The 22,549-nt window shown below is 74.9% G+C and carries 25 protein-coding genes; 11 read left to right on the top strand and 14 right to left on the bottom strand.

Annotated elements, in window-relative coordinates; all coding sequences use genetic code 11:
• Positions 1-121: 121 nt before the first annotated feature.
• The 3 genes from KME75_RS25555 to KME75_RS25565 are packed head-to-tail and all read right to left on the bottom strand — an operon-like array spanning position 122 to position 2,696.
• The gene (locus KME75_RS25555) at positions 122-295 is read right to left on the bottom strand and encodes a hypothetical protein (RefSeq protein ID WP_219417424.1); all 174 of its coding nucleotides are present in this window, start codon (positions 293-295) and stop codon (positions 122-124) included.
• 20 nt (positions 296-315) lie between these two features.
• Positions 316-1,083, bottom strand: coding sequence for a GAF domain-containing protein (locus KME75_RS25560; RefSeq protein ID WP_219417425.1), 768 nt, complete (start codon positions 1,081-1,083; stop codon positions 316-318).
• The gene (locus tag KME75_RS25565; protein WP_219417426.1) at positions 1,080-2,696 is read right to left on the bottom strand and encodes an FUSC family protein; all 1,617 of its coding nucleotides are present in this window, start codon (positions 2,694-2,696) and stop codon (positions 1,080-1,082) included. The genes KME75_RS25560 and KME75_RS25565 overlap by 4 nt, the downstream gene beginning before the upstream one ends.
• A 15-nt stretch (positions 2,697-2,711) precedes the next feature.
• On the opposite strand from KME75_RS25565, the gene KME75_RS25570 reads away from it, so the two are divergent.
• Entirely contained in the window at positions 2,712-2,936 is a 225-nt protein-coding gene (locus tag KME75_RS25570) for a hypothetical protein (RefSeq protein ID WP_219417427.1), read from the top strand.
• Positions 2,937-3,329: 393 nt separating this feature from the next.
• Here the strand turns inward: KME75_RS25570 and KME75_RS25575 are convergent, their stop codons facing one another.
• Complete coding sequence (locus KME75_RS25575) at positions 3,330-3,839, bottom strand: hypothetical protein (protein ID WP_308283069.1); 510 nt, start codon at positions 3,837-3,839, stop codon at positions 3,330-3,332.
• Positions 3,836-4,270: a DUF1707 SHOCT-like domain-containing protein gene (locus tag KME75_RS25580; RefSeq protein ID WP_219417428.1), complete on the bottom strand. Its 435-nt coding sequence runs from the start codon at positions 4,268-4,270 to the stop codon at positions 3,836-3,838. The genes KME75_RS25575 and KME75_RS25580 overlap by 4 nt, the downstream gene beginning before the upstream one ends.
• A 167-nt stretch (positions 4,271-4,437) precedes the next feature.
• On the opposite strand from KME75_RS25580, the gene KME75_RS25585 reads away from it, so the two are divergent.
• A complete protein-coding gene (locus KME75_RS25585; protein ID WP_219417429.1) occupies positions 4,438-5,586 on the top strand; it encodes a sensor histidine kinase in 1,149 nt (382 codons plus the stop codon).
• Positions 5,583-6,260 carry a response regulator transcription factor gene (locus tag KME75_RS25590; RefSeq protein WP_219417430.1) on the top strand — a complete coding sequence of 226 codons (678 nt, stop codon included), beginning with the start codon at positions 5,583-5,585 and terminating at the stop codon, positions 6,258-6,260. The genes KME75_RS25585 and KME75_RS25590 overlap by 4 nt, the downstream gene beginning before the upstream one ends.
• Here the strand turns inward: KME75_RS25590 and KME75_RS25595 are convergent.
• The 4 genes from KME75_RS25595 to KME75_RS25610 form a co-directional block, all read right to left on the bottom strand.
• A complete protein-coding gene (locus KME75_RS25595) occupies positions 6,221-7,003 on the bottom strand; it encodes an NAD-dependent epimerase/dehydratase family protein (protein WP_219417431.1) in 783 nt (260 codons plus the stop codon). The two genes, KME75_RS25590 and KME75_RS25595, sit on opposite strands and share 40 nt — an antisense overlap.
• Positions 7,000-7,815: a TetR/AcrR family transcriptional regulator C-terminal domain-containing protein gene (locus tag KME75_RS25600; protein WP_219417432.1), complete on the bottom strand. Its 816-nt coding sequence runs from the start codon at positions 7,813-7,815 to the stop codon at positions 7,000-7,002. Before KME75_RS25600 ends, KME75_RS25595 begins: the two co-directional genes overlap by 4 nt.
• A gap of 51 nt (positions 7,816-7,866) precedes the next feature.
• A complete protein-coding gene (locus KME75_RS25605; RefSeq protein WP_219417433.1) occupies positions 7,867-8,802 on the bottom strand; it encodes a DUF6454 family protein in 936 nt (311 codons plus the stop codon).
• Between the two features lie 75 nt (positions 8,803-8,877).
• The gene (locus KME75_RS25610) at positions 8,878-10,251 is read right to left on the bottom strand and encodes an MFS transporter (RefSeq protein ID WP_219417434.1); all 1,374 of its coding nucleotides are present in this window, start codon (positions 10,249-10,251) and stop codon (positions 8,878-8,880) included.
• A 155-nt stretch (positions 10,252-10,406) separates the two neighbouring features.
• Between KME75_RS25610 and KME75_RS25615 the strand changes: the two genes are divergently transcribed.
• Positions 10,407-11,279, top strand: a complete 873-nt coding sequence (locus KME75_RS25615; protein WP_219417435.1) for a LysR family transcriptional regulator — start codon at positions 10,407-10,409, stop codon at positions 11,277-11,279.
• Positions 11,280-11,294: 15 nt separating this feature from the next.
• Here the strand turns inward: KME75_RS25615 and KME75_RS45145 are convergent, their stop codons facing one another.
• A complete protein-coding gene (locus KME75_RS45145) occupies positions 11,295-12,575 on the bottom strand; it encodes a DUF4232 domain-containing protein (protein ID WP_219417436.1) in 1,281 nt (426 codons plus the stop codon).
• A 207-nt stretch (positions 12,576-12,782) separates the two neighbouring features.
• On the opposite strand from KME75_RS45145, the gene KME75_RS25625 reads away from it, so the two are divergent.
• Both KME75_RS25625 and KME75_RS25630 read left to right on the top strand, forming a co-directional pair.
• Entirely contained in the window at positions 12,783-13,520 is a 738-nt protein-coding gene (locus KME75_RS25625) for a sugar phosphate isomerase/epimerase family protein (protein WP_219417437.1), read from the top strand.
• Between the two features lie 76 nt (positions 13,521-13,596).
• Positions 13,597-14,484: a L,D-transpeptidase family protein gene (locus tag KME75_RS25630; protein ID WP_219417438.1), complete on the top strand. Its 888-nt coding sequence runs from the start codon at positions 13,597-13,599 to the stop codon at positions 14,482-14,484.
• A 78-nt stretch (positions 14,485-14,562) separates the two neighbouring features.
• Here KME75_RS25630 and KME75_RS25635 read toward each other — a convergent pair whose 3' ends face one another.
• Together KME75_RS25635 and KME75_RS25640 are read right to left on the bottom strand one after the other, a co-directional pair.
• Positions 14,563-14,742 (bottom strand): hypothetical protein, encoded by a 180-nt coding sequence (locus KME75_RS25635; protein WP_219417439.1) that lies wholly within the window; start codon positions 14,740-14,742, stop codon positions 14,563-14,565.
• A gap of 190 nt (positions 14,743-14,932) precedes the next feature.
• The gene (locus tag KME75_RS25640) at positions 14,933-15,889 is read right to left on the bottom strand and encodes an AraC family transcriptional regulator (RefSeq protein WP_308283070.1); all 957 of its coding nucleotides are present in this window, start codon (positions 15,887-15,889) and stop codon (positions 14,933-14,935) included.
• Positions 15,890-15,986: 97 nt separating this feature from the next.
• Here KME75_RS25640 and KME75_RS25645 point away from each other — a divergent pair, with 97 nt between their 5' ends.
• The 5 genes from KME75_RS25645 (at position 15,987) to KME75_RS25665 (ending at position 18,877) form a co-directional block, all read left to right on the top strand.
• Positions 15,987-16,877, top strand: a complete 891-nt coding sequence (locus KME75_RS25645) for an NAD(P)-dependent oxidoreductase (RefSeq protein WP_219417441.1) — start codon at positions 15,987-15,989, stop codon at positions 16,875-16,877.
• Entirely contained in the window at positions 16,874-17,404 is a 531-nt protein-coding gene (locus KME75_RS25650) for a pyridoxamine 5'-phosphate oxidase family protein (RefSeq protein WP_219417442.1), read from the top strand. Before KME75_RS25645 ends, KME75_RS25650 begins: the two co-directional genes overlap by 4 nt.
• Before the next feature lie 98 nt (positions 17,405-17,502).
• Positions 17,503-18,210: a hypothetical protein gene (locus KME75_RS25655; protein ID WP_219417443.1), complete on the top strand. Its 708-nt coding sequence runs from the start codon at positions 17,503-17,505 to the stop codon at positions 18,208-18,210.
• A gap of 119 nt (positions 18,211-18,329) precedes the next feature.
• On the top strand, positions 18,330-18,671 hold the full coding sequence (locus tag KME75_RS25660) for a hypothetical protein (RefSeq protein ID WP_219417444.1): 342 nt from the start codon (positions 18,330-18,332) through the stop codon (positions 18,669-18,671).
• Complete coding sequence (locus KME75_RS25665; protein WP_219417445.1) at positions 18,614-18,877, top strand: DUF7010 family protein; 264 nt, start codon at positions 18,614-18,616, stop codon at positions 18,875-18,877. The genes KME75_RS25660 and KME75_RS25665 overlap by 58 nt, the downstream gene beginning before the upstream one ends.
• Before the next feature lie 22 nt (positions 18,878-18,899).
• Here KME75_RS25665 and KME75_RS25670 read toward each other — a convergent pair whose 3' ends face one another.
• Both KME75_RS25670 and KME75_RS43635 read right to left on the bottom strand, forming a co-directional pair.
• Complete coding sequence (locus tag KME75_RS25670) at positions 18,900-20,465, bottom strand: AMP-binding protein (RefSeq protein WP_219417446.1); 1,566 nt, start codon at positions 20,463-20,465, stop codon at positions 18,900-18,902.
• Between the two features lie 57 nt (positions 20,466-20,522).
• Complete coding sequence (locus KME75_RS43635) at positions 20,523-22,007, bottom strand: serine/threonine-protein kinase (protein ID WP_308283071.1); 1,485 nt, start codon at positions 22,005-22,007, stop codon at positions 20,523-20,525.
• Between the last annotated feature and the right edge of the window lie 542 nt (positions 22,008-22,549).

Raw genomic sequence — 22,549 nt, forward strand, 5'->3', positions numbered from 1 at the left:
CGGTTCCGCGGAACCGCATCCCGGCCTGGCCTGACACCTGGCCCCATCCCCACCCAGGAGCCCGCATGAACCACACGCCGACCCGGTCCCGCTCCCGAACCAGCCGTTCGACACCAGCCACCTAGGGCCGGCCCGGCGAGTGGGCCTCGGGCTCCGACAGCCGCGCGGCGAGGAGGCGCCGGGCCTGCTCGTGGGCCTGGCGCCGCGCGTCGGCGTAGTACCTCGACGGGTCGCGCAGCATGCGCGCCAGCCGGGCACGCTGGGTCTCGTCGCCGTTGCGGTGGTCCGCGGTCACGCGTCCAGGATAACTCCGGATCAGGCGTTGAGCGCCGCTGCGAGCAGCCTGGCGAACACCCGCACCACCGCGACGTCGTTCTCAGTGAGGTCGCCGACCTGCAGCCCGTCGATGGTGAGGATGCCGAACGCCTGCGCCTCCGTGGCCACCGGCACCACGAGGAACGTGCGGTAGGCGTGGCCGCCGGGCTGCCACTCCGGCAGCGGGGAGGCGCGGACGTCGGGGCAAAACAGGTCCTCGCGGCGGGCCAGCAGGTCGAGCGCGTAGTCGCCCACCGGCGTGCCTCCGACGAACGTGGTGCGTGGGGCCTCCGCCCGTCCGTGGAACCCGGCGGGAACCAGTCGCGGGGGCCGGTCCTCGGTGAGGGCGAAGTAGCAGGAACGGAGCCGTTCGGCGCCGAGCACCTCGGCCGCCGCCGAGAGCACCACGGCCTTCGCCTGCCCCTGCAGCTCCATCAGCTCGCGGCTCCGCGAGAAACGGGGCCGGTCGGTGATGCGGCCGATGAGGTAGGTGAGCGGTTCCAGCGCGTCGCCGAGTACCAGGTGCATCCGGGCGGCGGCGTCCTCGGCGATCCGGGCGGCCGTGGCCGCCTGCGCGCTCGCCCGGCGCGCGGCGTACAGCGGCAGCCCCACCGACAGCCCGGTGAGCACCGCGCCCGCGGCGACCGTGAGCGCGAAGGACCAGCCGGTCAGCCCGTTCAGCAGCGCGCCGATCACCCACGCCGCGGTGGCCGCCGTCACCGCGACGGGCCGCGCCACCCGGATCGCCCGCTCCCCTACAGCACTCATCGCCAGGGAACCGTATCGGGCGCCACCGTCGGTTCCGGGGAGGTGAGGTCCGTGGCGAACCCCACGACGGCCTGGTCGATCCGGCGCAGCAACCAGACGGCGGCGAGCAGCTCGACCCGCCGCCGCGCGTCGCCGAGCCGAGCGGCGTGCTCCTCCGCCGCGTCGACGAGCTCCTCGGCGGACCGCAGCCCGGCCGCCGCGCCCTCCCGGCGCAGCAGCAGCCGGCGCAGCACATCGAGGTCGGCCCGGACGCGGTCGGCCGCCGGGTCCAGCGTGTCCGCCCAGCCGGACTCCACCACCGAGTCCGAGAGCCGGGCGAGGCCGCGGGCGTAGTGGTCGACCCCGGTCAGCACGCGCAGCGCACGCTCGTAGCTCGACCGGCCGCGGCCGCGCAGCAGCACGGTGTCGAGCGGCTTCGCGCGCTGCCGCAGCGTCGCGAGCGCGTCGCCGGCGTCCCGGGCCAGCTCCACCGGCGGTGTGTCGGGCTCGCGGCCCACGATGCGGTCGACGGCGGCGGCCAGCACCGCGTCGGCCGCGTCGACGAACTCGTCGAGCGCCTCGTCGAAGGCCTCCCGGGTCCGCTTGGGCAGCACGAGGTAGCCGGCGAGCATGCCCATCGCGGCGCCCACGGCCGTCTCCTCGATCCGCACCACCAGCGTCGCGACGTCGAACTGCCCGATCAGGCCGTAGAGCAGGGCGAGCACGGCGGTGATCCAGAACGCCATCAGCGCCTGCGAGACCCGCATGAGGTACAACGCGAGGAACACGCACCCGAACAGCGCGGCGAGCACCAGCAGTGGGCGGTCCCCGACGAGTACGGCGAGCGCCATCCCGGCGATCACCCCGCCGATCGTGCCGATGACGCGCTGGTAGCCGCGGCTGAGCACGTCGCCCCGGCTGCTGGTGCCGGCGAAGACGACGAAGGCCGCGATCACCGCCCAGTACCAGCGGGCGGGTGACACGAGCTCCCCGACGACGATCGCGAGGCTCGTCGCGACGCCGACCTGCACGGCCTGGCGGGTGGTCAGCCGCAGCCCCTCCGGCTCCTCGGCCGCGCCGTCGCCGCCGGTGTCGCCGGGCTCGGTGCCGCCGGAGTCGGCCTCGTCGGCGGCCTCGTCCCGCGCGGACGGGCGCTGCGGCGCGGCGTCGGGCTCGCGGGCGACCTCCAGCGCGTCGGCGAGCCGGATCATCGCGAAGGCCACCCGGTGGACCCGCTCCCCGTGACCGCCCGCCCGATCGCCTGCGCTCTCGGCGGCGAGCGGATCCACGCTCCGTTTGGCGCCCGCCAGCAGGGTGGTGACGTACCCCGGCGGCGCCCCGGTGGCGGACGCGGCGCCGATCCCGCGCATCGCGGCCAACAGCGCGCGCCGTGCGTCGGGGTCCACCGGCTCGCCGCCGCCCACCAGGCGCTGGGTGGTGAGGGCGACGCGTTCGGCGGCCAGCTCGGCGTCGAGGACGCGCAGGGCGAGCTCGTCGGGGTCGTTCCCGGCCTGGTCCTGTTCGAGGGTGTCGGCCACGAGCAGGGCGGTCTCGTTGAGCCGCGTCCGGCGCCGCCGCACGTCCTCCATCTCGTCGTCGACGGCGTCCGGCGCGGCGTCCAGCAGGTCGGCCACCGCGTCGACGAGCGCGTGGACGTGGGCGCGAAACGCCCGCAGCAGCCGGTCGAGCCGCCGCTCGGGGCGCTCGGCGAACAGGGCGTCGCGCAGCAGCAGCGTCGTGCCGATCCCGGTCCCGGCCGCGAGCAGCAGCCACGGCAGCCGGCGATAGCCACGCCGAGGAACTGGGTGAAGAAGAACGGCATGACCGCCGCCATGCCGAGCGCGAACCCGCGCGGGCCGAACCTCCGCACGTAGACCGCGGCCACCATGACGGCGACGAACACGACGTCGGCGACGATCCGGTACGGGGCCAGCAGCGTGCCGGCCGTGACCGCGGCGGCCGCGGGCGCCGCCATCAGCAGGGTGGTGACCCGCCGGGCCCGCGGGTCCGGCTCGGTGACCGCGAGGTTGCTGATCATCGCGAGGACGGCGGCGAACAGCACCACCGTGACCGGCTGCCCGGTAAGCACCCGCACGCCCACCATCACGGCGACCGCGAGCACCATCGACGCCGTGGCGATCCCGGCCGTCCGCAGGCGGACCAGACCGGGGTCGAGCCCGGTCAGGGCGGTGCGCAGCTCCGCGAGCCGCACCCTCCACCGCACCGCCGCAGTCTCCCACGCGCGCCGCTCCGGGATCTTGCGTGCGTCAGCGGCGGATCCGCCCCCACGGCTTGAACACCGACAGGGCGAACGCGACCAGCAGCGCGGTGGAGGAGACGATCGGCGGGAAGGCGAGGTCGCCGATCGGCACCACGTCGGCGCCCGCGGCGATGCGCCTGCCCTCCTCCGCGGCGACCAGCACGCCGGGCCGCAGCGCGACGGTGACGAGCACGGCGAGGACGACGGTCAGCCCGAACTTCACCGCCACCCACCAGTACCGCAGCAGGCCGAACGGCGTTCCGAGCCCGAGCGCGACGCCGGTGAGCAGGGTCGCCAGCGCCGCGATGATCATCGGCCAGACCGCGACGAGCCCCAGCGCCTGGTAGCTCACCGCTACCGTGGCGGCGTCGGCGCTGGTGAACGCCGTGAACACGAGCACGGCGAGCACGACGTCGAGGCCGATCCAGGCACCCGCCGCGACGAGGTGTGCGAGCAGCACCGCCTTGCGCGTCCGCCTGCCCAGCCGCATCGCGGGCCGGGCCCGCGCCGTCGTCACGTCGCCGCCTTCGGCGCGCGCTCGGCCAGGAAGTAGTGGACGGCGAGGCTGACCCCGATCCAGAACAGCGGCCACACCGGCCAGAACCACCAGCCCATCCCCGCCGCCCAGCGGAACACCAGCAGCACCGCGAGCACGGCCGCCACGGCCGCGTGCACGGTGAGCCTGCGGCGGGCCTGCTCGGTCAGCGGACCGGCACGGTCGCCCGAGCGGGCCGGTTCCGGGGCGGGGAGGTCGGCCGTGAGCGGGACCAGGTCGTCGCGGGTGCGGGCGGCGTAGGCCAGTTGCTGGCGCTCGTCGGACTCGTCGAGCGTCAGCCTGCCGTCGGCCGCGGCCTGCCGCAGCCGGTCGGCCACGGCCTCGCGGTCGGCGTCGGACACGCGCAACGGACTGGAGGACGGGCCGGAGGAGGGCGCAGAGGATGTCGTCATGGCGTCGAGCGTGGCGGCGCGGCGCCGCCGGGGCGTCCCACCGCGGCGGGCACCTGCACTCCACCGCGCGGCGCAGCTCGGGGTGCGGGCGTACGCCCGTCGCGGTACGTGCGATCGCGCCCGCCGGGCGATGCCGCGGGCGGCGGCGCTGTCCTACTGTCCTCGCCGTGGAACTGCGCAGGCGCGACGGCGTGCTGCCCACCGTCGTCGTGCCGCTCGCCGTCGCGGTGGCGACGGTCGGCAGCGCCACCGCGATCGCGCGCGTGTTCGCCCCCGAGGCGCCGCTCGACGCACTCGCGATCGCACTGCTTCTGGTGGGGCCGGCCGCGCTCGTGGTGCGCAGGCGGCACCCGCCGCTCGCCCACGCCGTGGCGGTCGCCGCGCTGATCGCCTACTTCGGCGCCGGCTACCCGTTCGCCGGGCCGCTGGTGTTCCTCGCGGCTCTGATCGCGCTCGGCACGAGCGTCACGACCGGGCACCGGGTGCCCGCGTACGCGATCACCGCCGTCGGCTTCACCGCTCTCGTGCTGGTGCACGTGGTCCGCGACCCGTCGGACCGGCTGTTCGTGGTAGCCGCTGCGTGGTTCGCCTGGCTGGTGGCGCTCATCGCGGCGTTCGAGCTGTGGCGCTCGCGCCGGGAGCGGCTCGCGCAGGCCCGGGCCGCCCGCGAGGAGGCCGAACGCCGCCGCGGGAGCGAGGAGCGGCTGCGGATCGCCCGGGAGCTGCACGACGTGCTCGGCCACCACGTCTCGCTGATCAACGTGCAGGCCGGGGTGGCGCTCTACCTGATGGACGACGACCCCGAGCAGGCCCGCACGGCACTCACGGCGATCAAGCAGTCGAGCCGGGAGCTGCTGCGCGAGATGCGCGCCACCCTCGGCGTGCTCCGCGGCGTCGACGAGCAGGCGCCGCGGCAGCCGGAGGCCGGGCTCGCCCGTCTCGACGACCTCGTGGCCGACACCCGCGCCGCGGGGCTGCCGGTCACCGTCGAGACCACCGGCACGCCCCGGGAGCTGGCGCCCAGCGTCGACCTCGCCGCGTACCGGATCGTGCAGGAGGCGCTCACCAACGTGCGCAAGCACGCCGGGCGGGCCACTGCCGCCGTCCGCCTGGAGTACGCGGGCGACGGGCTCACCGTGCAGGTCGACGACGACGGCACCGGGCCCACCGGCGCGCCGGGCGGCACCGGGCTGGCCGGGATGCGCGAGCGGGCCGGTGCGCTCGGCGGCACACTCACCGCGGGCGCCCGGCCGGACGGCGGGTTCCGCGTCCGTGCCCACCTGCCTGCCCACCTGCCCGCCCCGGAGGCCCGATGATCGACGTGCTGCTCGCCGACGACCAGGCGCTGGTCCGCGCCGGCTTCCGGGCGCTGCTGTCCTCCGCCGCGGACATCACCGTCGTCGGCGAGGCGGAGGACGGCGACGGCGCAGTCCGGCTCGCCCGCGACACGAGCCCCGACGTCGTCCTGATGGACATCCGCATGCCCGGGCGCGACGGCCTCGCCGCCACCCGCGACATCGTCGGGGACCCGCGGCTGGCCGCGGTCCGGGTGGTCATGCTGACCACGTTCGCGGAGGACGAGTACGTCTTCGAGGCCATCCGCGCGGGCGCGAGCGGCTTCCTCGTCAAGGACACCGAGCCCGCCGAGCTGCTGCACGCCGTGCGGGTGGTGCACCGCGGCGACGCCCTGCTCTCCCCCGCCGTCACCCGCAGCCTGATCGCCGAGTTCGCGGCGCGGGCGAAGCCGCCGCAGGCCGACCGCGCACTCGGCGCACTGCTGCGCGAGCTCACCGAGCGCGAGCGCGAGGTCGTCACGCTCGTGGCGTCGGGGCTGTCCAACGACGAGATCGCCGAGCGGCTCGTGGTCAGCCCGGCCACGGCCAAGACCCACGTGAGCCGGGCGATGACCAAGCTGCGGGCCCGGGACCGCGCCCAGCTGGTGGTGCTCGGCTACGAGACCGGCCTCGTCCGTCCCGGCTGGCTCGCCTGAGCGGGCGGGAGGCGCCCGCCGACCCGGTCGTCGCCGGGCCCTGCCGTGCCCGGGTCGACCGACGCGGCGTGGGACTCGGCGTCGTCGCGGGGGCGGTAGCCGAGGCGGGCACCCGCGTCGGGCGACCACCAGCGCCGCGTGTTGGCCGACACGCCCCAGACCAGGGCCGCCCCGTCGACGGGGCCGTCGAGCGCCGCGCCGATCAGCCTGCTGAAGTCGGCGGGCGAGAGCCAGGTGCCGAGCATCCGGGTGGAGTTCGGCCGGTCGCGGCACGACCCGATCCGCAGGGTGACGACCTCGAGCCCGCGGTCGGCGTACCACCGGCCGAGGGCCTCGACCGCGGCCTTCGTGAACCCGTAGGCGCTGTCGGGCCGGGGCGCCGGGTCCTCGACGAGGTCGCCGCTCCCGCGCGGGCTGAAGCCGACGGCGTGGTTGCTGCCGGCCAGGACCACCCGCCGGACGCCCTGCCGGTGCGCGGCCTCCAGCACGGTCCGGGTGCCGGTGACGTTCACGTGCAGCAGGTCCGGCCAGTCGGCGTCGGTGGGGATGCCGGCGAGGTGGACGACGGCGGTGGCGCCGCGGCAGGCGCCGGTCATCGCCTCGAGGTCGGTGACGTCGGCGGCGGCGATCCCCTCGGCGGCGGCGAGGTCGGTCCACCGCGGCGTCCACCCCGGCGGCGGGCGGTCATGCAGGTATGTGCCCAGCCGGCCGGCGGCCCCCGTGACCAGCACGATCGGGGTCACGCCTGCGTCCGGTGCCGGGCGAGCGCCGCGTCGATCCCGTCGAGCACCAGCGCCAGGGTCGCGGCGAAGTGCGCGTCGGCCTCGCGCTCCAGGTAGGGCGTGGCGTCGTCCAGGGGCGCCGGTTCCGGCTCCGGGGCGCGCTCGCCCTCGATCCACGCCGCCGCCGGGAACCGCTCCAGGACGCCGGGGGCGACCCCCTCCAGCAGGCCGGAGCGGGCGCTCCACCACTCCTCGTCGGACACGTCGGTGGCCGCCGCGGCCTCCCGCGCCTCGGCGATCGCCTGCGCCGACCCGCGCACGACGTGGAACAGCGCGCCGAACGCGCTGCGCGCCGCCGACGGGCCGAGCCCGGTCGCGCGCAGGATGCGCGCCACCGTCTCGCGGAGGGCGAACTCGTGCGGACCCAGCACCGGTCGCGCCTGCGACACCTGCAGCACCCACGGGTGCCGCAGGTAGAACGCCCGCATGTCCCCCGCCCATGCGGTGAGCGCCGCCCGCCAGCCCGCGCCGAGGTCGTAGTCGGTGGGGACCTCGGCGAGCACCCGGTCGTACATGAGGTCGACGAGCTCGCCCTTGCTCGGCACGTAGGTGTAGAGCGCCATGGCCGTACGCCCGAGGCGTTCCCCGACCGCGCGCATGGACAGCGCCGCCATCCCCTGGGCGCCGGCGACCGCGATGGCCGCGTCCACGACCGCGTCGACGCTCAGCGCGGGTCTTGGCCCGGGCCCGCGCCGGGGCTCCCCGCCGCCGTCCCCGCGCCACAGCAGGGCCATCGCCCGCCGCGCATCACCCTGACCGGCGTAGACGACCACCCGCAGCTCCTTCGTCTCCTTACGCCGTACGGTACCGGCCGGGCCGCCGGGTCAGCCCACCTGCGCCTCGTACACCAGCAGCTCGGTCCCCGCACCCTCGGCACCGTCGTCGGGCGCGGCGAACAGGCGCAGCGTCGGGCCGTCGACCTCCAGCGCCACCGGGTTGCGGGTGACCACGTGCCCGGCCGAGGAGAAGTGCGGGAACGGGACCTGGTGCAGGATCCGACCGTCACGCAGGTCGCGCAGCTCCAGGCCGCCGAGCTCGTAGGAGCCGCCGTCCGCGGTCGGCAGGCCCGTGATCCCGGAGCACAGCTGGGTCCGGGCACCGGCGTAGTCGCAGTCCTGGATGTCGAGCACGTGGTTCGGGTTGTCCTCCCGGCCGATCTCCTGTCCCTTCGCCGTCCAGGTGTACTGCGTGCGCGAGCCCCAGCTCACCCCGTGCACCGCGCCGCCGGCGCGGTCGCGCACCACCCCGCCGACGTGGTCGTCCACCCGGAACGCCTCGTGCACCTCGTAGGTCTGCGGGTCCAACCGGTAGACGATGGACCGGCTGTTCGGGCGGTACTCGGCGACGGGCACCCACACCGACTCGCCGTCGAAGTCGATCCCGCCCGGGTGGTAGATCGTGTCCTCGCCGAGCACGACGTCGTGCAGGAGGTTCCCCGCGCGGTCGAGCACCAGCACGTGTCCCACGCCGCGGCCCGGGGTCCGGTCGTGGCCGTCGACCGGCTGCGGGAACCGCTCCGTCGGCTCGAGGATCTCCACGGAGGACATGAAGATGCGGTCGCCGACCAGCGCGAAACCCTGCGGGTGGTGGGTCGGGAAGCCCAGCGGGATCCGCTGCACCTGCTCCCACTCCGTGGACCGGGTGGTCTGCGCGAAGGCCTCGGCCACGGCGTCGTCGCCGGGCGGCGCCGCCGCGGCCGGCGCGGCCCCGGCGCAGAGCAGGGCGGCGGTGAGCACGGTCGGCAGCAGGGCGCGTCGCATGCGGCGAAGGTAGCCCGATCGGGTGGCGCGCGGTCGACGTCGCGGTGAACGGCGTGACCACGCGCCTGGCCCGGCTCAGCCCACCTCGACGGGATCCGCGCGGTGCTCGGCCCGGCGGTGCGACGACCTCCGGTGTGCCGGCCAGTACGACCGCCACCGCGCGCCGCTGCGTTGCCGGAGCGGCACGCAGTGCGCCTGCCGGACGTCGACCGGTGCCGCGGCGGGCGCCGCGACCGGTGCGGCGAGCGCCGCGGCCTCCTCCCGCCGCTGCCGGACCGCCATCAGCACCCCCACCGCGACGGCGGCGAGCATCGGCACGATCCCGCACACGGCCATGCCGACCCGCGGCCCGGCGTGCGTGGTGATCCAGCCGATGAGCGGCGCGCCGAGCGGTGTGCCCCCGGTGAACGCGAGCATGTAGAGCCCCATCACCCGCCCGCGGACGGCCGGCTCGACCCACACCTGCACCGACGAGTTCGCCATCGCCTGGAACGCGAGGTTCACGACCCCCATCGCCACGAGCGCGACGAGGAAGACCACGAGGCCGGGGGCCAGCGCGGCCGCCGTCTGGGCGAGCCCGAACAGCGCCGCCATCGCGACGAGCAGGCGCAACCGGGTGTGCACGCGCCCGCCGGCGATCAGCGCCCCGGTCACCGAGCCGACCGCGAGCATGACGTTGAACAGCCCGTAGAGCCCGGCGTCGCTGTCGAAGGTGGTGTCCGCCATGGCCGTGAGGACCACGGGGAAGTTGAGCCCGAACGTGCCGACGACCCCGACGAGGGCGATCGTCCAGGCCACGTGCGGGCGCGCGGCCACGTAGCGCAGGGCCGAGCGCAGCTGCCCCGGCGCGCGTTGCAGGGCCGGTCCGCGCACGAGGTCGGCCGTCCGGATGAACGAGAGCCCGATCAGCGGCCCGAGGTAGCACAGCGCGTTGGCGGCGAAGGCCCAGCCGATGCCGACCGAGGCGATCAACACAGCCGCGACCGCGGGCCCGAGCAGCCTGCTGGTCTGGAAGACCGCCGCGTTGAGCGAGATCGCGCTGCGGACGTGCGCCGCGGGTACGACCTCGTTGACGAACACCTGCCGGGTGGGGTTGTCGACGACGAAGACCAGCCCGCCGGCGAGCGCCAGCAGGTAGACGTGCCCCACCTGGACCTGCCCGCTGATCGTCAGCACGGCGAGCACGGAGGTGAGGCAGGCGTTCAGCGCCTGCGTGGTCAGCAGCACCGTCCGCTTCGGGTAGCGGTCGGCGATCATGCCCCCGTACATGCCGAGCAGGAGCATCGGCAGGAACTGCAACGCCATGGTGACGCCCACCGCCGCGGCGCTGCCGGTCAGCTCGAGCACCAGCCAGTCCTGGGCGATGCTCTGCATCCACGTGCCGGTGCTCGCGACGCTATGGCCCGCGACATAGATCCGGTAGTTGCGTACGCGGAGCGCGGCGAACATTCGCCGCGCGGTAGAAGTGGGCTCGCTCACGGATATGTCGGCCGAGGCCGTTGTCACTGCACACCTTTCGTCGTGGTCGGGAGCGCTTCCATGTTGCGCTCGTGCATCAGTATTCTGAACGTCGATCAGTCGACATACAGTTATTACGAGGACGAATGACCGCGATGTACGACCCGGCGCAGCTGCAGACGTTCCTGGCGGTCGCCCAGACCCGCAGCTTCACCCAGGCCGCGGCGCGGCTCGGCATCCGCCAACCCACGGTGAGCCAGCACATCCGCAAGCTGGAGGACGCCAGCGGCCGGATGCTGGTGCACCGCGACACGCACTCCGTCTCACTCACCGGCGACGGCGAGGCCATGATCGGTTTCGCGCGATCGATCCTCGCCGCCCACGAGCAGGCCGCGAGCTATTTCCGCGGTGAGCGCCCGCACGGGCGGCTGCGCATCGGCATGTCCGACGATCTCGCGCTCACCCGGCTGCCGCAGATCCTGCGCGACTTCCGCCGCGACAACCCGAAGGTCGACCTGGACCTGACGATCGATCAGAGCGGCACCCTGCACCGCAGGCTGGAGAACGACCGGCTGGACCTGTTCGTCGGCAAGCGGCCGCGCGGGGAGCACGCCGGCCAGCTCGTCAAGCGCGAACGCCTGGTGTGGGTCGGCAACGCGTCCACGCGCCTGGACCACAGCCGCCCGCTGCCGCTGGTGGTCTACCCCCTGCCGAGCATCAGCCGCACGGCGATGCAGAACGCGCTCGACGCCACCAACACCACCTACCGCAGCGCGTGCATCTGCCGCGGCGTCAACGGGCTGATCGCGGCGGTCGCGGCGGGGATCGGCATCTCCGCGATGGCCAAGAGCCTGGTGCCGGTGCAGCTCACCCCGCTGGGCGGGCAGCACCGCCTCCCGGAGCTCGGCCACATCGACCTCGTGCTGCTCACCAACCCGCGCACCGAGCACCGGCCCGCCACGAAGGCGCTCACCGCCGCCGTGCTCGCGAGCGGCCCCAGCAGCCTCGCGGCCCCGTAGCCGGGGGCGGGCGGTTCAGGGCGCGCCGGCCCGCCAGCTCCCGACGACGACGGTCGCCCCGTCGACGAGGTCGAACGGGGCGGGCCCGTCGGACAGCGGCACGTCCCGCCACGCGCGGTCGCCGTCGAGCGCGACGACGAGGGTCTGCGGCGTGTCCTCGTCGGCGGCGGCGCCGTATCCGCGCCAGTGCAGCACGAAGGACGCACTGCCCCCGGGCGCGATGCCGACCCGCCGGGCCACGACGGGCACGTTCGGGTCGATCGGCGAACCGGGCTCAACGACGAGCCCCAGGGACCGCCCGCCCTGCCGGAGGTCGATGCGGGGGAAGCCGTCGACGGAGCAGGCGACCGGGGCCGTCGACGTGGCGACCACCGTGACCCAGCGGCCGCCCATCGCGGCGTCCCAGCCGGCGGTGCTCCAGGTGAGCTCGCCCGGCGCGCAGACGCGGGCGGCCTGCACGTCGGCCGCGGGCGGCCGGGTCGGGTCCGGCGTCTGCGGCGCGGCCGGTGACGGGGCGGCGACCGGTGGCGGGGCGGAGTGCCGCTCGGGGGGCCCGACCGGCTCCGGATCGGGGGGCTCGGGGACCGCCGCCAGGAATGTGACGGCCCCGAACACGGCGAGCGTGCCCACCAGGCCGCTGGCCGACCCGGCCCGGCCACCGGCGGGCGCCGCGACGAGGCGCGCGACGAGCACCGCGACCGCCAGGGCGGCGCCGTGGGCGAACGCGGGCAGGTACCACTGGCCCGCTGCCAGCCCGGTACTCCACAGCCCCGCGGACACCGCGACGGCCAGCGCCCCGGCGGCGAGCCCCGTCGACCATCCGAAGCGCGCCCCGTGCTGCGCCGGGCCGGTCTTGCCGACCAGCACGGCCACCAGCCGCGCATCGACGAGCCACAGCAGGCACACCACGGCCGGGACGGCCTGGGCCGCGACGAGGATCGCGAACACCACGAGCGGTCCGCCGACCGTCCCCGTCACCAGCCCGGCCGTGCCGGCGACGGCCGCCTGCACCGGGGCGGACAGCTCGACCTGCGGCGCGCGCTGCCGGGCCCGCGGCAGCGCCGACACCGTCCCCGCGACTCCGAGCAGCAGAACGACCAGCCCGACGCCCGCGACCCACCACAGTGCGCGCAGCGCCGCCTCCGAGGCCTCGGTGACGCACCGCCCGTAGAGCGCGCAGCCCTCATCGGGGTCGAACCAGAACGGGGTGTAGCGCTGCGCGACGCCGCCGGCGATCACCATGACCAGCATCCCGACGGCGACCGTCGCCCATGCCCCCAGCGCGCGTCCGGTCACGGGGCCGGATCCTGCACCGCCACCGGAACCGGGCGACCACCGGTCGGGCGAGGAGGAATCGAGCCGGGACCTGCTCTCCGCGCTCGAGCCGGAGTGATCCTCGACGCACCGACGCACCGACGCACCGACGCAGCGGCGCGAAGTCGTTACGGTACGGCTCGGGGACGACCACTCCCCCGTCGCCGACCCGAACGAGGAGACCTCACCGTGAGCCGTGTGTCGGTACAGCTCTACACCGTGCGGGAAGCGCTCGCCGACGACCTCCCCGGCACGCTGCGGCGCCTGGCCGACATCGGGTTCACGCAGGTCGAGCCGTTCGGCCTCGCCACCTACGCCGAGCCGCTCGGCCCCGCGCTCGCCGACGCCGGGCTCACCGCTCCCACGACGCACCAGAGCATCGTCGGCCAGGACCTCGACGCGATCTTCGCGACGGCGGCGCGGCTGGGCATCGGCACGGTGATCGACCCGCGCGTCGACCGCTCCCGGTGGGAGAGCGCCGCCGACGTCGAGAAGGTCGCCGACGAGCTCAACGCCGCGGCCGCGGTGGCCGCCCGGCACGGCGTGCGCGTGGGCTATCACAACCACGCGCAGGAGCTGGAGATCGTCCTCGACGGGACCACGGCGCTGGAGGTGTTCGCCGCGCACCTGGACGACACAGTGGTGCTGGAGGTCGACACCTACTGGGCGGCCGTCGGCGGGCAGGACCCGGTGGCGCTGCTGGGCCGGCTCGGCGACCGGGTGCAGGCGATCCACGTCAAGGACGGGCCCGCGACCGCGGACGTCACCGAGCAGGTGGCGGTCGGGCAGGGCGGGATGCCGATCCGCGAGATCGTCGCCGCGGCACCGAACGCGCTGCGCGTGGTGGAGCTCGACGACTCCCGCGGCGACCGGTTCCAGGCGGTGGCGGACAGCTACGCGTGGCTGCGCGAGGCAGGCCTGGGGTAGCAGCCCCCGCCCGGTCGTTCGCGCACCGTGACCGAGAAGTGACCCGGAACGACGTTTCGGTGGCCGACGATGGGGCATGATCGAAGACGACGAGGGGGACAGCGCCATGGACCACCGGCCAGTGCACGACCTGTCCGACCGGGCCGCCGCGCGGCGTGTGGCCCGCCTCGCCGCAGCCCTCGCGGCCGCGGGAGGGCTCGCCGTCACCGCGGGGTGCGCTCCGGACGCGGCAGGTGCCCCCGGCACCGCCGTCCCGGCGCCCACCACGTCGGCCGCCCCCGCGCCGGGCACTCCCGCACAGGGCACTCCCGCACAGGGCGCCGCCCCCGCATCCCCCACCGCGCCCGCCCCGCCGGACCCTGCCGCCGACGGGGTGCTCGAGCTCGGGGAGTCGGGGCCCGCCGTCGTCGCCCTGCAGCAGCGCCTCTCCGACCTCGGCTACTGGCTCGGCGAGGTGGACGGCTGGTACGGGCAGCTCACCCGCCAGGCCGTGATGGCGTTCCAGAAGGCGGAGGGCCTCACCCGCGACGGCGTCGCCGGCCCACAGACGCAGGGGCGCCTGCCCGAGGCCACGCGGCCGACCGCGCGGGCCACCTCCGGGGACCTGCTGGAGGTCGACCTGGAGCGTCAGCTGCTGCTCGTCGTCCAGGACGGGCAGGTGCGCTGGGCGTTCAACACCTCCACGGGCAACGGCGAGCTCTACGAATACTCCGGGGGCACGGCCGTGGCCTCCACCCCCAAGGGCGAGTACGCCATCCAGCGTCAGATCGACGGCCTCCGCGAGGCGGAGCTCGGCACGTTGTACCGCCCCAAGTACTTCAACGGGGGCATCGCGGTGCACGGTTCGGGAAGCATTCCCGCGCGGCCGGCCTCACACGGTTGTGTCCGCTTGACCAATGCGGCCATGGATCTGCTCTGGTCGAGCGGTGTGGCCGAGATCGGGACAACTGTTCTCGTGTACTGACCGGCCCTGTTCCCACGAATGCCGGCGTTCCCCTGGAATCGTTTCAGGAACGCCGGATCCGTGGTCGCAATCGTGCGCTCAGAAGTCGTGCGCCTCGTCGTAGCCCAGGTCGGCGGACGGGTCGACCTCCCGCCGGAGCAGCTGTGCACCGGTTGCAGACCCGAGGCCGGAGCGGGCCGGCGGCATCTCCAGAATGCTCTTGACTTCGTGCGCCAGGTCGTAGCCGTAGTCACTCGACATATCGTGATCAGCCGACATCGCCGCCTCCTTCGCGAACCACGCCAGTACTCACCCGCAGTGACCATCGGGCTTCAGTTGTGCTACTGAGATCATCGCCCGATAGGACCCCCGAAGCAAGGGTTCCTGCCTGGCCGTGCACAACTGCCCTCTTTCGGGCGAGCGCCGGGTGTCGGTACCGAATCGGTCCGGCGAATGGACTACTGAGCGGTCACGCGGAAGCGCGTTCCGCGTCCCGGCGGCTGCCTGCGGCGATCCGATGTTCGCCCGGGCGGATCCCGTACACCCGCTTGAAGGCCACGCTGAGGGCGTAGGCGTTGGCGCAGCCGACGCGGCGCGCGATCGCGTCGACCGTGTCGTCGGTCTGCGCGAGCTGGTCCGCCGCGAGCCACAGCCGCCAGCAGGCCAGGTAGGACATCGGCGGCTCGCCGACGAGCTCGGTGAACCGGCGCGCGAACGCCGACCGGGACACCGCGGAACGCCGGGCCAGCTCGGCCACCGACCAGGCGTGGGCCGGGTCGTCGTGCATCAGCCGCAACGCCGTGCCGACGACCGGGTCGTGCTGCGCGTGGTACCAGGCGGGCGCACCCGATCCCGGCCGGTCGAGCCACTCCCGCAGCGTGGTGACGAGCAGCAGGTCCAGGAGCCGGTCCAGCACGGCCTGCCGGCCGGGACGGGGCCGGCCCAGCTCCGCGGCGACGATCCCGACGACCGGGTACGGCAGCTCGTCCGCGCGCACGACGAGCACGGGCGGCAGGCCCTGCAGGATCCGGTCGCACACGCTGCCGCGTACCTGGTAGGTGCCGGTGAGGAGCACGTCCGAGCCGGGAGCGCCGTCCGCGCAGCCCGCGGTGAGCTCCTCGAGCTGGCGGCCGTCGGCGGTGGTGCACCGATTCCCCTCGCCGACCAGCACGGTCGGCGCCACACCCGGGGCGGAGCTGATCGTGTACGGCGCGGAGCCCACGACGACCGCGACGTCCCCGGTGCCCAGCGCAATCGGCGCCTGCCCTTCCGCGGTGATCCAGCCCTCGCCGTGCAGCATCGCGGCCAGGGCGAGCGGCCGGCTCCCGCCGAAGCGCAGCGACCACTCCCCGGCCGGCGCCGACCGCTCGAACAGCGCCCCGCGGGGCCGGACGTCGTCCAGGAGCGTCGACAGCGCATCGGTCACGCCGCCGACTGTATCCGCGGGCGATCGGGACGCACAGACATCCGGACGCGCTCCTGAGCCATTTCCCGTCCACCGGTCCGGCGCTTCCCTGGAGCGCATGACAGAACGTGAAGACGCACAGCCGGTCGCGGTCCTCGGCCTGGGCGCGCTCGGCTCCGTCGTCGCCGGGGCGCTGCTGAAGGCCGGGCACCCGACGACGGTCTGGAACCGCAGCCCCGGACGGGCCGCTGACCTCGTCGGGCACGGCGCGATCCCCGCGGCGACGCTCGCCGAGGCGGCCACCGCGAGTCCCGTCGTGGTGCTCGCGGTGGCCGACGCCGACGCCGTGCGCGCGGTCCTCGAACCCGTCGCCGACGCCCTCGCCGGGCGGGTGGTCGTGAACCTGACCTCCGGCAGGCCGGAACAGGCCCGCGACCTCGCCGCGTGGACGGCCCGCCGGGGTGGGACCTACCTCGACGGCGCCGCCATGAGCGGCACCCGTGCGGTCGGGCGACCGGAGGCGCTGTTCCTCTACAGCGGGTCCCGGGAGACCTTCGACTCCGCCGGACCCGCGCTCCGCAGCCTCGGCCGGGCGCGGTACCTCGGCGCCGACCCGGGTACGGCCTCGCTCCACGACACCGCGCTGCTCGGCGTGAACCTGGGCCTGCTCACCGGCTTCTACCACGCCGTGGCGCTGCTCGGCGGCGCCGGCGTCCCGGCACCGGACGTCGCCGAGGTGGTGACCGACTACCTGCCGTTCGCCCAGGGGCTGCTCGCCGAGCACGCCCGGCAGGCCGAGCTGCGCACCGCTCCCCCGGACGAGGGCACGCTCGAGGTCCTCGCCGCGGCCGTGGACCACCTCGTCGCCACCAGCGCCGGGCTGGGGATCGGCACGGACGTCCCGGACGGCATCCGGGCGCTCCTCGAGCGCGGGCTGCGGGCCGGGCACGGCCGCGACGGGTTGCCGAGCCTCGTCGGCGTCATCGCCGGGACGGAGGTGACCCGGTGAGCGGAGCATCGGCCGAGGGCGCGACGGGGGTGCGGAGGCCCGCGTCGTTCGCGCCCCTGCGCGACGACGTCGCCGACGTCCTCGCGCGCATCAACTACGCCACGATGACGACGGTCGACCGGAAGGGCAGGCCGCGGTCCCGGTTGCTGATCGCCGTCTGGGAGCTCGACGGCGACCGGCCGGTCGGCTGGCTCGCCACCTTCCGGACCCCGGTGAAGGTGGCGCACCTCGCCCACAACCCGCACGCCACGTTCTCCTACTGGAGCCCCCGCCAGGACGTCGTCTCCTTCGACACGGTGGCCGAGTGGGTCGAGGATCCCGAGGTGAAGCGCCGGGTCTGGGAGCTCTACCGCACGGGCAGCCCCGCGGGCGTGGGCTACGACCCGCAGCCGTTCTGGCCCGCCGGACCGGACGGGCCCGGGTTCCACGTGCTCCGCCTGGATCCCTACCGGGTGCAGGTCCTGCGCGGGCGGGAGCTCGCCGCCGGGGTCGCCCCGCGCATCTGGCGGGGCGAGGACCGGGCCTGAGCGGAGGTCGCGGAGCGAACATCAGAACCGAGCGGAGGTCGCGGAGCGAACATCAGAACCGAGCCGCTGACCGGCGCGAACAGGACCGTAACGCCCTGATGATCGGGTGCGAGCAGGGGCGCGTGCAGGGCGAGACGTTCGTGCGCGCCGTTCGGCGCGCGGCCCTCGTGGTGGTGCTGCCCGCCGCTCGCCGCCGGGGGACGGGATGGTTCCGTCTCCACCGGATGCCCTACGGCAAGGCCGTCAGCGGGGTGACCGGGCTCAACTACCAGGTGGGTGTGGAGGGCCGGGCCAGCACGCCGCTGCTGGAGGTCGCGGCGGGCGACCTGGTGCGGGTGAACCTGCTCGCGCCGTGGAGCGAGCAGGTCCAGGTGCCCGGCGCCGAGGGCCACCGCTGGGCGCGGGAGCCCGGCCTCCCGGGGACCGACCTGGTGAGCGCGGTGGCGCTGGGCGGGCTCGAGGCCCGCACGATGTGGCTCGACGCGGGCGGCCCGGCCGCGCATACCGGCGACTACCGCTACGGCAACGCGCGGGGCGCCTACCGCGAGGCGGGCCAGTGGGGCGTGCTGCGCGTGCACCCGGCGTGCGACCCGCCGGAGACGCTCCGGCCGCTCGACGGGTCCTGCGGCCCCGGCGCCGGCATGGTCGTGGCCCTCGTCGCCGTGGTGGTGGCAGTGGCGGCGGCAGTGGTGGCGATGCTCGTGGTGGCGATGGTGCGGAGCCGTCGCCGGCACCGGGCGGACGGGGTCCGACTTTTCCGATACGACCATTCTCGCAATCTTCCCGGCAATCCACGGAACCATTAGTGACAAATGTGCGACAACCGCTTCTGACATCTGTCACCACTTACCGGGAACGGCTTCTCCGGAATGAGTGCGATCGCTAGTGTTGCGGTCGCACGAACATTCCGGAACGAAGGAGCACGATGACCGCCGACATCGCCCGGCAGGACCTGAGCCGCAGCCTCCGGCGGCGGGGCGCCGTCATCCTGGCGCTGTTCGCGCTGCTCTGGGGCATGGTGGCGGCATCGGGTCTCCCGACGGGCGCCGGCTGGGCCCTCCGGATCGGCACCGGGGCGGCCGCGGCGGGCGCCCTCCTGGTCACCTCCCGGTCCGAGGGCCCGCCCGAGCGCGCCCGCCGGCTCCCGGAGGGGTGGCACCGCCGCGTCGGCGTCGTCAACCTCGCGCAGTTCGTGCGATCGCGCTGGTCGTGGTGGTCGTCGTCGCGCTGCGCAGGCCGGAGCTCGCCCCGCCCGTCGTCGCCCTGATCGTCGGCCTGCACTTCTTCCCGCTGGCCCGGCTGTTCGACCAGCCGCAGTACACCTGGACCGCCGTCGGGCTGTGCGTCGCCGCCGTCGCCGGGCTGGTGGTCCTGGTCACCGGCCCGAGCCCGGAGGTGTCCCGGCTCGCGGTCGGGCTGGGCGCCGCCGGCACGCTGCTGGCCACGGCGTGGCACCTGGCGCTGCGGCGGTGAGCCCGCCGGCGGCCGCGGCGCGCTACTGGATCCGGCGCTCCGCCCCGGCCCAGGCCTTGTCCCGCAGCACGTACTTCTGGATCTTGCCGGTGGAGGTCTTGGGCAGCTCGCCGAACACCACCCGCTTGGGCGCCTTGAACCGGGCCAACCGGCCCTGCACGAACTCCACGATCTCCGCCTCGGTCACCACGGCGCCCTCCTGCACCGTCACGTACGCCGCCGGGACCTCGCCCCACCGCTCGTCCGGCACCGCGATCACCGCCACCTCCACCACCGCCGGATGGTCCGCGATCGCCTGTTCCACCTCCACCGACGCGATGTTCTCCCCACCCGAGATGATCACGTCCTTGCTGCGATCCCGCAGCTCCACATACCCGTCCGCGTGCACCACGCCGAGATCCCCGGTGCGGAACCAGCCGTCCGGCGCGGCCGCCCGCGTCGCCTCCGGATCCTTGAAATAGCCGAGCATCACGTTGTTGCCGCGCAGCGCGATCTGCCCCACCGACACCCCGTCCGCCGGCACGTCCGCCCCGTCGTCGCCGATCACCCGCGCCGTGCAGGAGATCATGTTCCCCACCCCCTGCCGCGCCTTCAGCCGCGCCTGCGCCTCGCCGTCGAGAGCGTTCCACTCCGGACGCCAATCGCAGATCATCGCCGGCCCGAACGTCTCGGTCAGCCCGTACAGGTGGGTGACGTCGAACCCCAGCTCCCCCATCCGGCGCAGGATCGCCGGCGACGGCGGCGCCCCACCGGTCGCCACCCGCACCGTCCCGTCCAGCGGCGCCGCATCCGCGGCGTAGGCGAGCATCGACAACACCGTCGGCGCGCCCTCCAGGTGCGTCACCCCCTCGGCACGCAGCAACCGCCACACCTCGCTCGGGTCCACCTTCGGCAGACACACGTGCATCGCCGCGGCCGCCGTGACCGCCCACGGGAAGCACCAGCCGTTGCAATGGAACATCGGCAACGTCCACAGATGCACCGCCGACGGCGACAACCCCGTGTGGCCCACCATCGCCAACGCCTGCAGGTACGCCCCCCGGTGGTGGTACATCACGCCCTTCGGGCGGCCCGTGGTCCCGGACGTGTAGTTGATCGACAGCAGCGCCCGCTCGTCGGCCGGCACGATCGCCGTCGGCGTGGCCGCGGCCAGCAGTTCCTCGTACTCCTCGCCGGCCCGGATCCGGCGCGGTGGGTCGGCCAACCCGGCCAGCGCGACGTCCACCAGCTCGTCGAACACCGGGTCGTGCACCAGCACCCCGGCCTCGGAATGCTCCAGGATGTAGGCCACCTCGCCCGCCGACAGCCGGGTGTTCACCGCCACCAGCGGCACCCCCGCCCACGGCACCCCGAAACTCGCCTCCAGCAGCACGTGGGTGTTGGGCGCCAGCACCGCCACCGGCCGACCCCCCGCCAACGGCGCCAGCGCGCCCGCCAGCTGGCGGCACCGGTCGTGCAGCTGGGCGTAGGTCCACCGCCGCTCCCCGTCCACCACCGCGGGCCGGTCACCGTGCGCCGCCGCCGCCCGGTCCAGGAACGACACCGGTGTCAACGGCTCGAACGAGAGCATGTCGAGATCGGCGGTCATGGGTCCTCCTGTCGATCCGGGACGCCCAGACTCGCACGCGGCGGGCCCGCGTACCGGTCAGCACTCCACGAACCGGTCCACCGGGGTGACCTCGTCGAGGACCTTCACGTAACTGTCGCCGCCCGCCGCGCGCCGCGCGGAGCACGCCTGGTCCGGGGTGGCGTACGGGCCGAGGTAGACGGAGCAGATGCTGCGCCCGTCCGGGAGCCGCGGGCGCAGCGACGCGCAGCCGGTCTCGGCGAGCAGGTACGACGACCCCGGGTGCTGCGCCAGCAGGCTCGCGACCTCGGCCCGGTGGGCGCCCGGAGTGACGGCCGACCCGACGAACGTCACGAACCGGCCGGTGCAGGGCGGGTCCGAGATCGGGGTGGACAGCCCCAGGTCACCCACGGCGGGTGGTGCCGACGCGAGCGCGCGCGCATCACCGGCCCCGCCGTCGCCGGCCAGGGGCCGGGACGGCCCGGGCGACGCCGGAGGGCCGCCCGTGCTCGGCGGCCCGGCGGGCTCGGTCGCGGCGGCGGTCCCGGCGGCGTCGGTCCCTGCGGCCTCGATCCCTGCGGCGTCGGTCGCGGCGGGCCCGCTCGGCTCCGGCGCCGCGTTCCCGGCTCCGAGGACCTCCCCCCGCCCGAGCGTCACACCGACGACGACGGCCAGCACGACGAGGGCGGCCACGGCCACGATCTGGCTCGCGCCGCGGACCCGACCGCGCCCGGGCGAGGGGCCCGGGGTGGCCGACCACCGCGGCGATCCGCCCGGGGCCATGCGCGTGGGCGGGGCGTCGAACGCCGGAGGACGGGCGGGCGACGTCGGTGCCTGCGGCAGCGGGCCGCGCGCAGTGACCGTCGCCGCCACGTGCCCGCCCCGGAGATCACGGACCGCGCGCGCCGCCGCCGCCAGGTCGCCCGCGGTCGCGTACCGGGCCACCGGATCCTTGGCCATCCCGCGGGCGACGACGTCGTCGAGACCCGACGGCAGCTCCGGACGCACCGCGGTGACCACGGGGGGCGGGCGGTGCAGGTGGGCGTGCAGCAGCGCGGGCAGGCCCTCCACGGGGAACGGGCGCTGCCCGGTCAGGGTCTCGTAGAGCACGCAGGCGAGCGAGTACACGTCCGCCCGCCCGTCGACGTCGCTGCCGCCGCGTATCCGTTCGGGCGCCATGTAGTCGAGCGTCCCCACGGTCGCCCCGGTGGCCGTCAGCGCCTGCCCACGGGTGCTGCAGCCCATCGCGTGCGCGATGCCGAAGTCGACGAGATAGACGAAGTCGTGCGGGGTGACCAGTAGGTTCGACGGCTTCACGTCGCGGTGGATCAGCCCCGCCGCGTGCGCGGCGTCCAGCGCCTCGGCCGCCTGCGCCACGATCGACACCACGCGCGCCGCCGACAGCGGCCCGTCCCGTGCGATCAGGGTGGCCAGGTCGACGCCGTCGACCAACCGCATGTCGATGTAGAGGCGGCCGTCGATCTCCCCGTACCGGTGGATCGGGATGACGTGCGGGTCGTTGAGGCGGGCGGCCGCGTGGGACTCCCCCCGGAACCGCTGCACGAACCCGTCGTCGCACCCAAAGGTGTTCGGGGAGCAGCTTCAGCGCCACGGTCCGGCCCTGCTCGTGATCGAAGGCGCGATGCACCTCGCCCATGCCGCCCCGGCCCACCAGGCCCTGCAGCTCGTACGGTCCGAATCTCGCACCGGCCACGGTGACCTCCCGCCTGCTCGGTGCGCGTTCGGGCACGTGAGCGGCTGGACGTGGTGTCGCGCGGACGGTCGTCGCGGTTAACCGGCACCTTGCCGGAGAACCGGGGCCCCGCCGCTTCCTGAACCCTCGCTGAGAGACGCCCGAATCTTCCCTTACGTGACAGTACAGTGCGGACAGGCGCGGTCGCCGTGCCTCAGCGGCACGGACATCCCATCGATTCGCGCCCGGGAGCCGGATCGCCGATCCGGCCCGGTCCGAGGCCCGGGGAGAACGATGAGAACGCTGCGGGACACCTTCGACCCGCGCAGCAACAGCTTCGACCTCCTGCGCCTGCTGTTCGCCGCGCTGGTGGCCGTGGCGCACGGGATCGCGATCCGCACCGGGAGCCAGC

The organism is Pseudonocardia nigra (genome assembly GCF_019396355.1).
In the GTDB taxonomy this organism is placed as follows: Bacteria; Actinomycetota; Actinomycetes; order Mycobacteriales; family Pseudonocardiaceae; genus Pseudonocardia; species Pseudonocardia nigra.

Bases quoted from the DNA above. Each gene is read 5' to 3' on its own strand.
- KME75_RS25560 (WP_219417425.1), bottom strand. From the start codon at position 1,083: ATGAGTGCTGTAGGGGAGCGGGCGATCCGGGTGGCGCGGCCCGTCGCG.
- KME75_RS25580 (WP_219417428.1), bottom strand. From the start codon at position 4,270: ATGACGACATCCTCTGCGCCCTCCTCCGGCCCGTCCTCCAGTCCGTTG.
- KME75_RS25590 (WP_219417430.1), top strand. From the start codon at position 5,583: ATGATCGACGTGCTGCTCGCCGACGACCAGGCGCTGGTCCGCGCCGGC.
- KME75_RS25605 (WP_219417433.1), bottom strand. From the start codon at position 8,802: ATGCGACGCGCCCTGCTGCCGACCGTGCTCACCGCCGCCCTGCTCTGC.
- KME75_RS25610 (WP_219417434.1), bottom strand. From the start codon at position 10,251: ATGTTCGCCGCGCTCCGCGTACGCAACTACCGGATCTATGTCGCGGGC.
- KME75_RS25615 (WP_219417435.1), top strand. From the start codon at position 10,407: ATGACCGCGATGTACGACCCGGCGCAGCTGCAGACGTTCCTGGCGGTC.
- KME75_RS25630 (WP_219417438.1), top strand. From the start codon at position 13,597: ATGATCGAAGACGACGAGGGGGACAGCGCCATGGACCACCGGCCAGTG.
- KME75_RS25635 (WP_219417439.1), bottom strand. From the start codon at position 14,742: ATGTCGGCTGATCACGATATGTCGAGTGACTACGGCTACGACCTGGCG.
- KME75_RS25645 (WP_219417441.1), top strand. From the start codon at position 15,987: ATGACAGAACGTGAAGACGCACAGCCGGTCGCGGTCCTCGGCCTGGGC.
- KME75_RS25655 (WP_219417443.1), top strand. From the start codon at position 17,503: ATGATCGGGTGCGAGCAGGGGCGCGTGCAGGGCGAGACGTTCGTGCGC.
- KME75_RS25660 (WP_219417444.1), top strand. From the start codon at position 18,330: ATGACCGCCGACATCGCCCGGCAGGACCTGAGCCGCAGCCTCCGGCGG.
- KME75_RS25670 (WP_219417446.1), bottom strand. From the start codon at position 20,465: ATGACCGCCGATCTCGACATGCTCTCGTTCGAGCCGTTGACACCGGTG.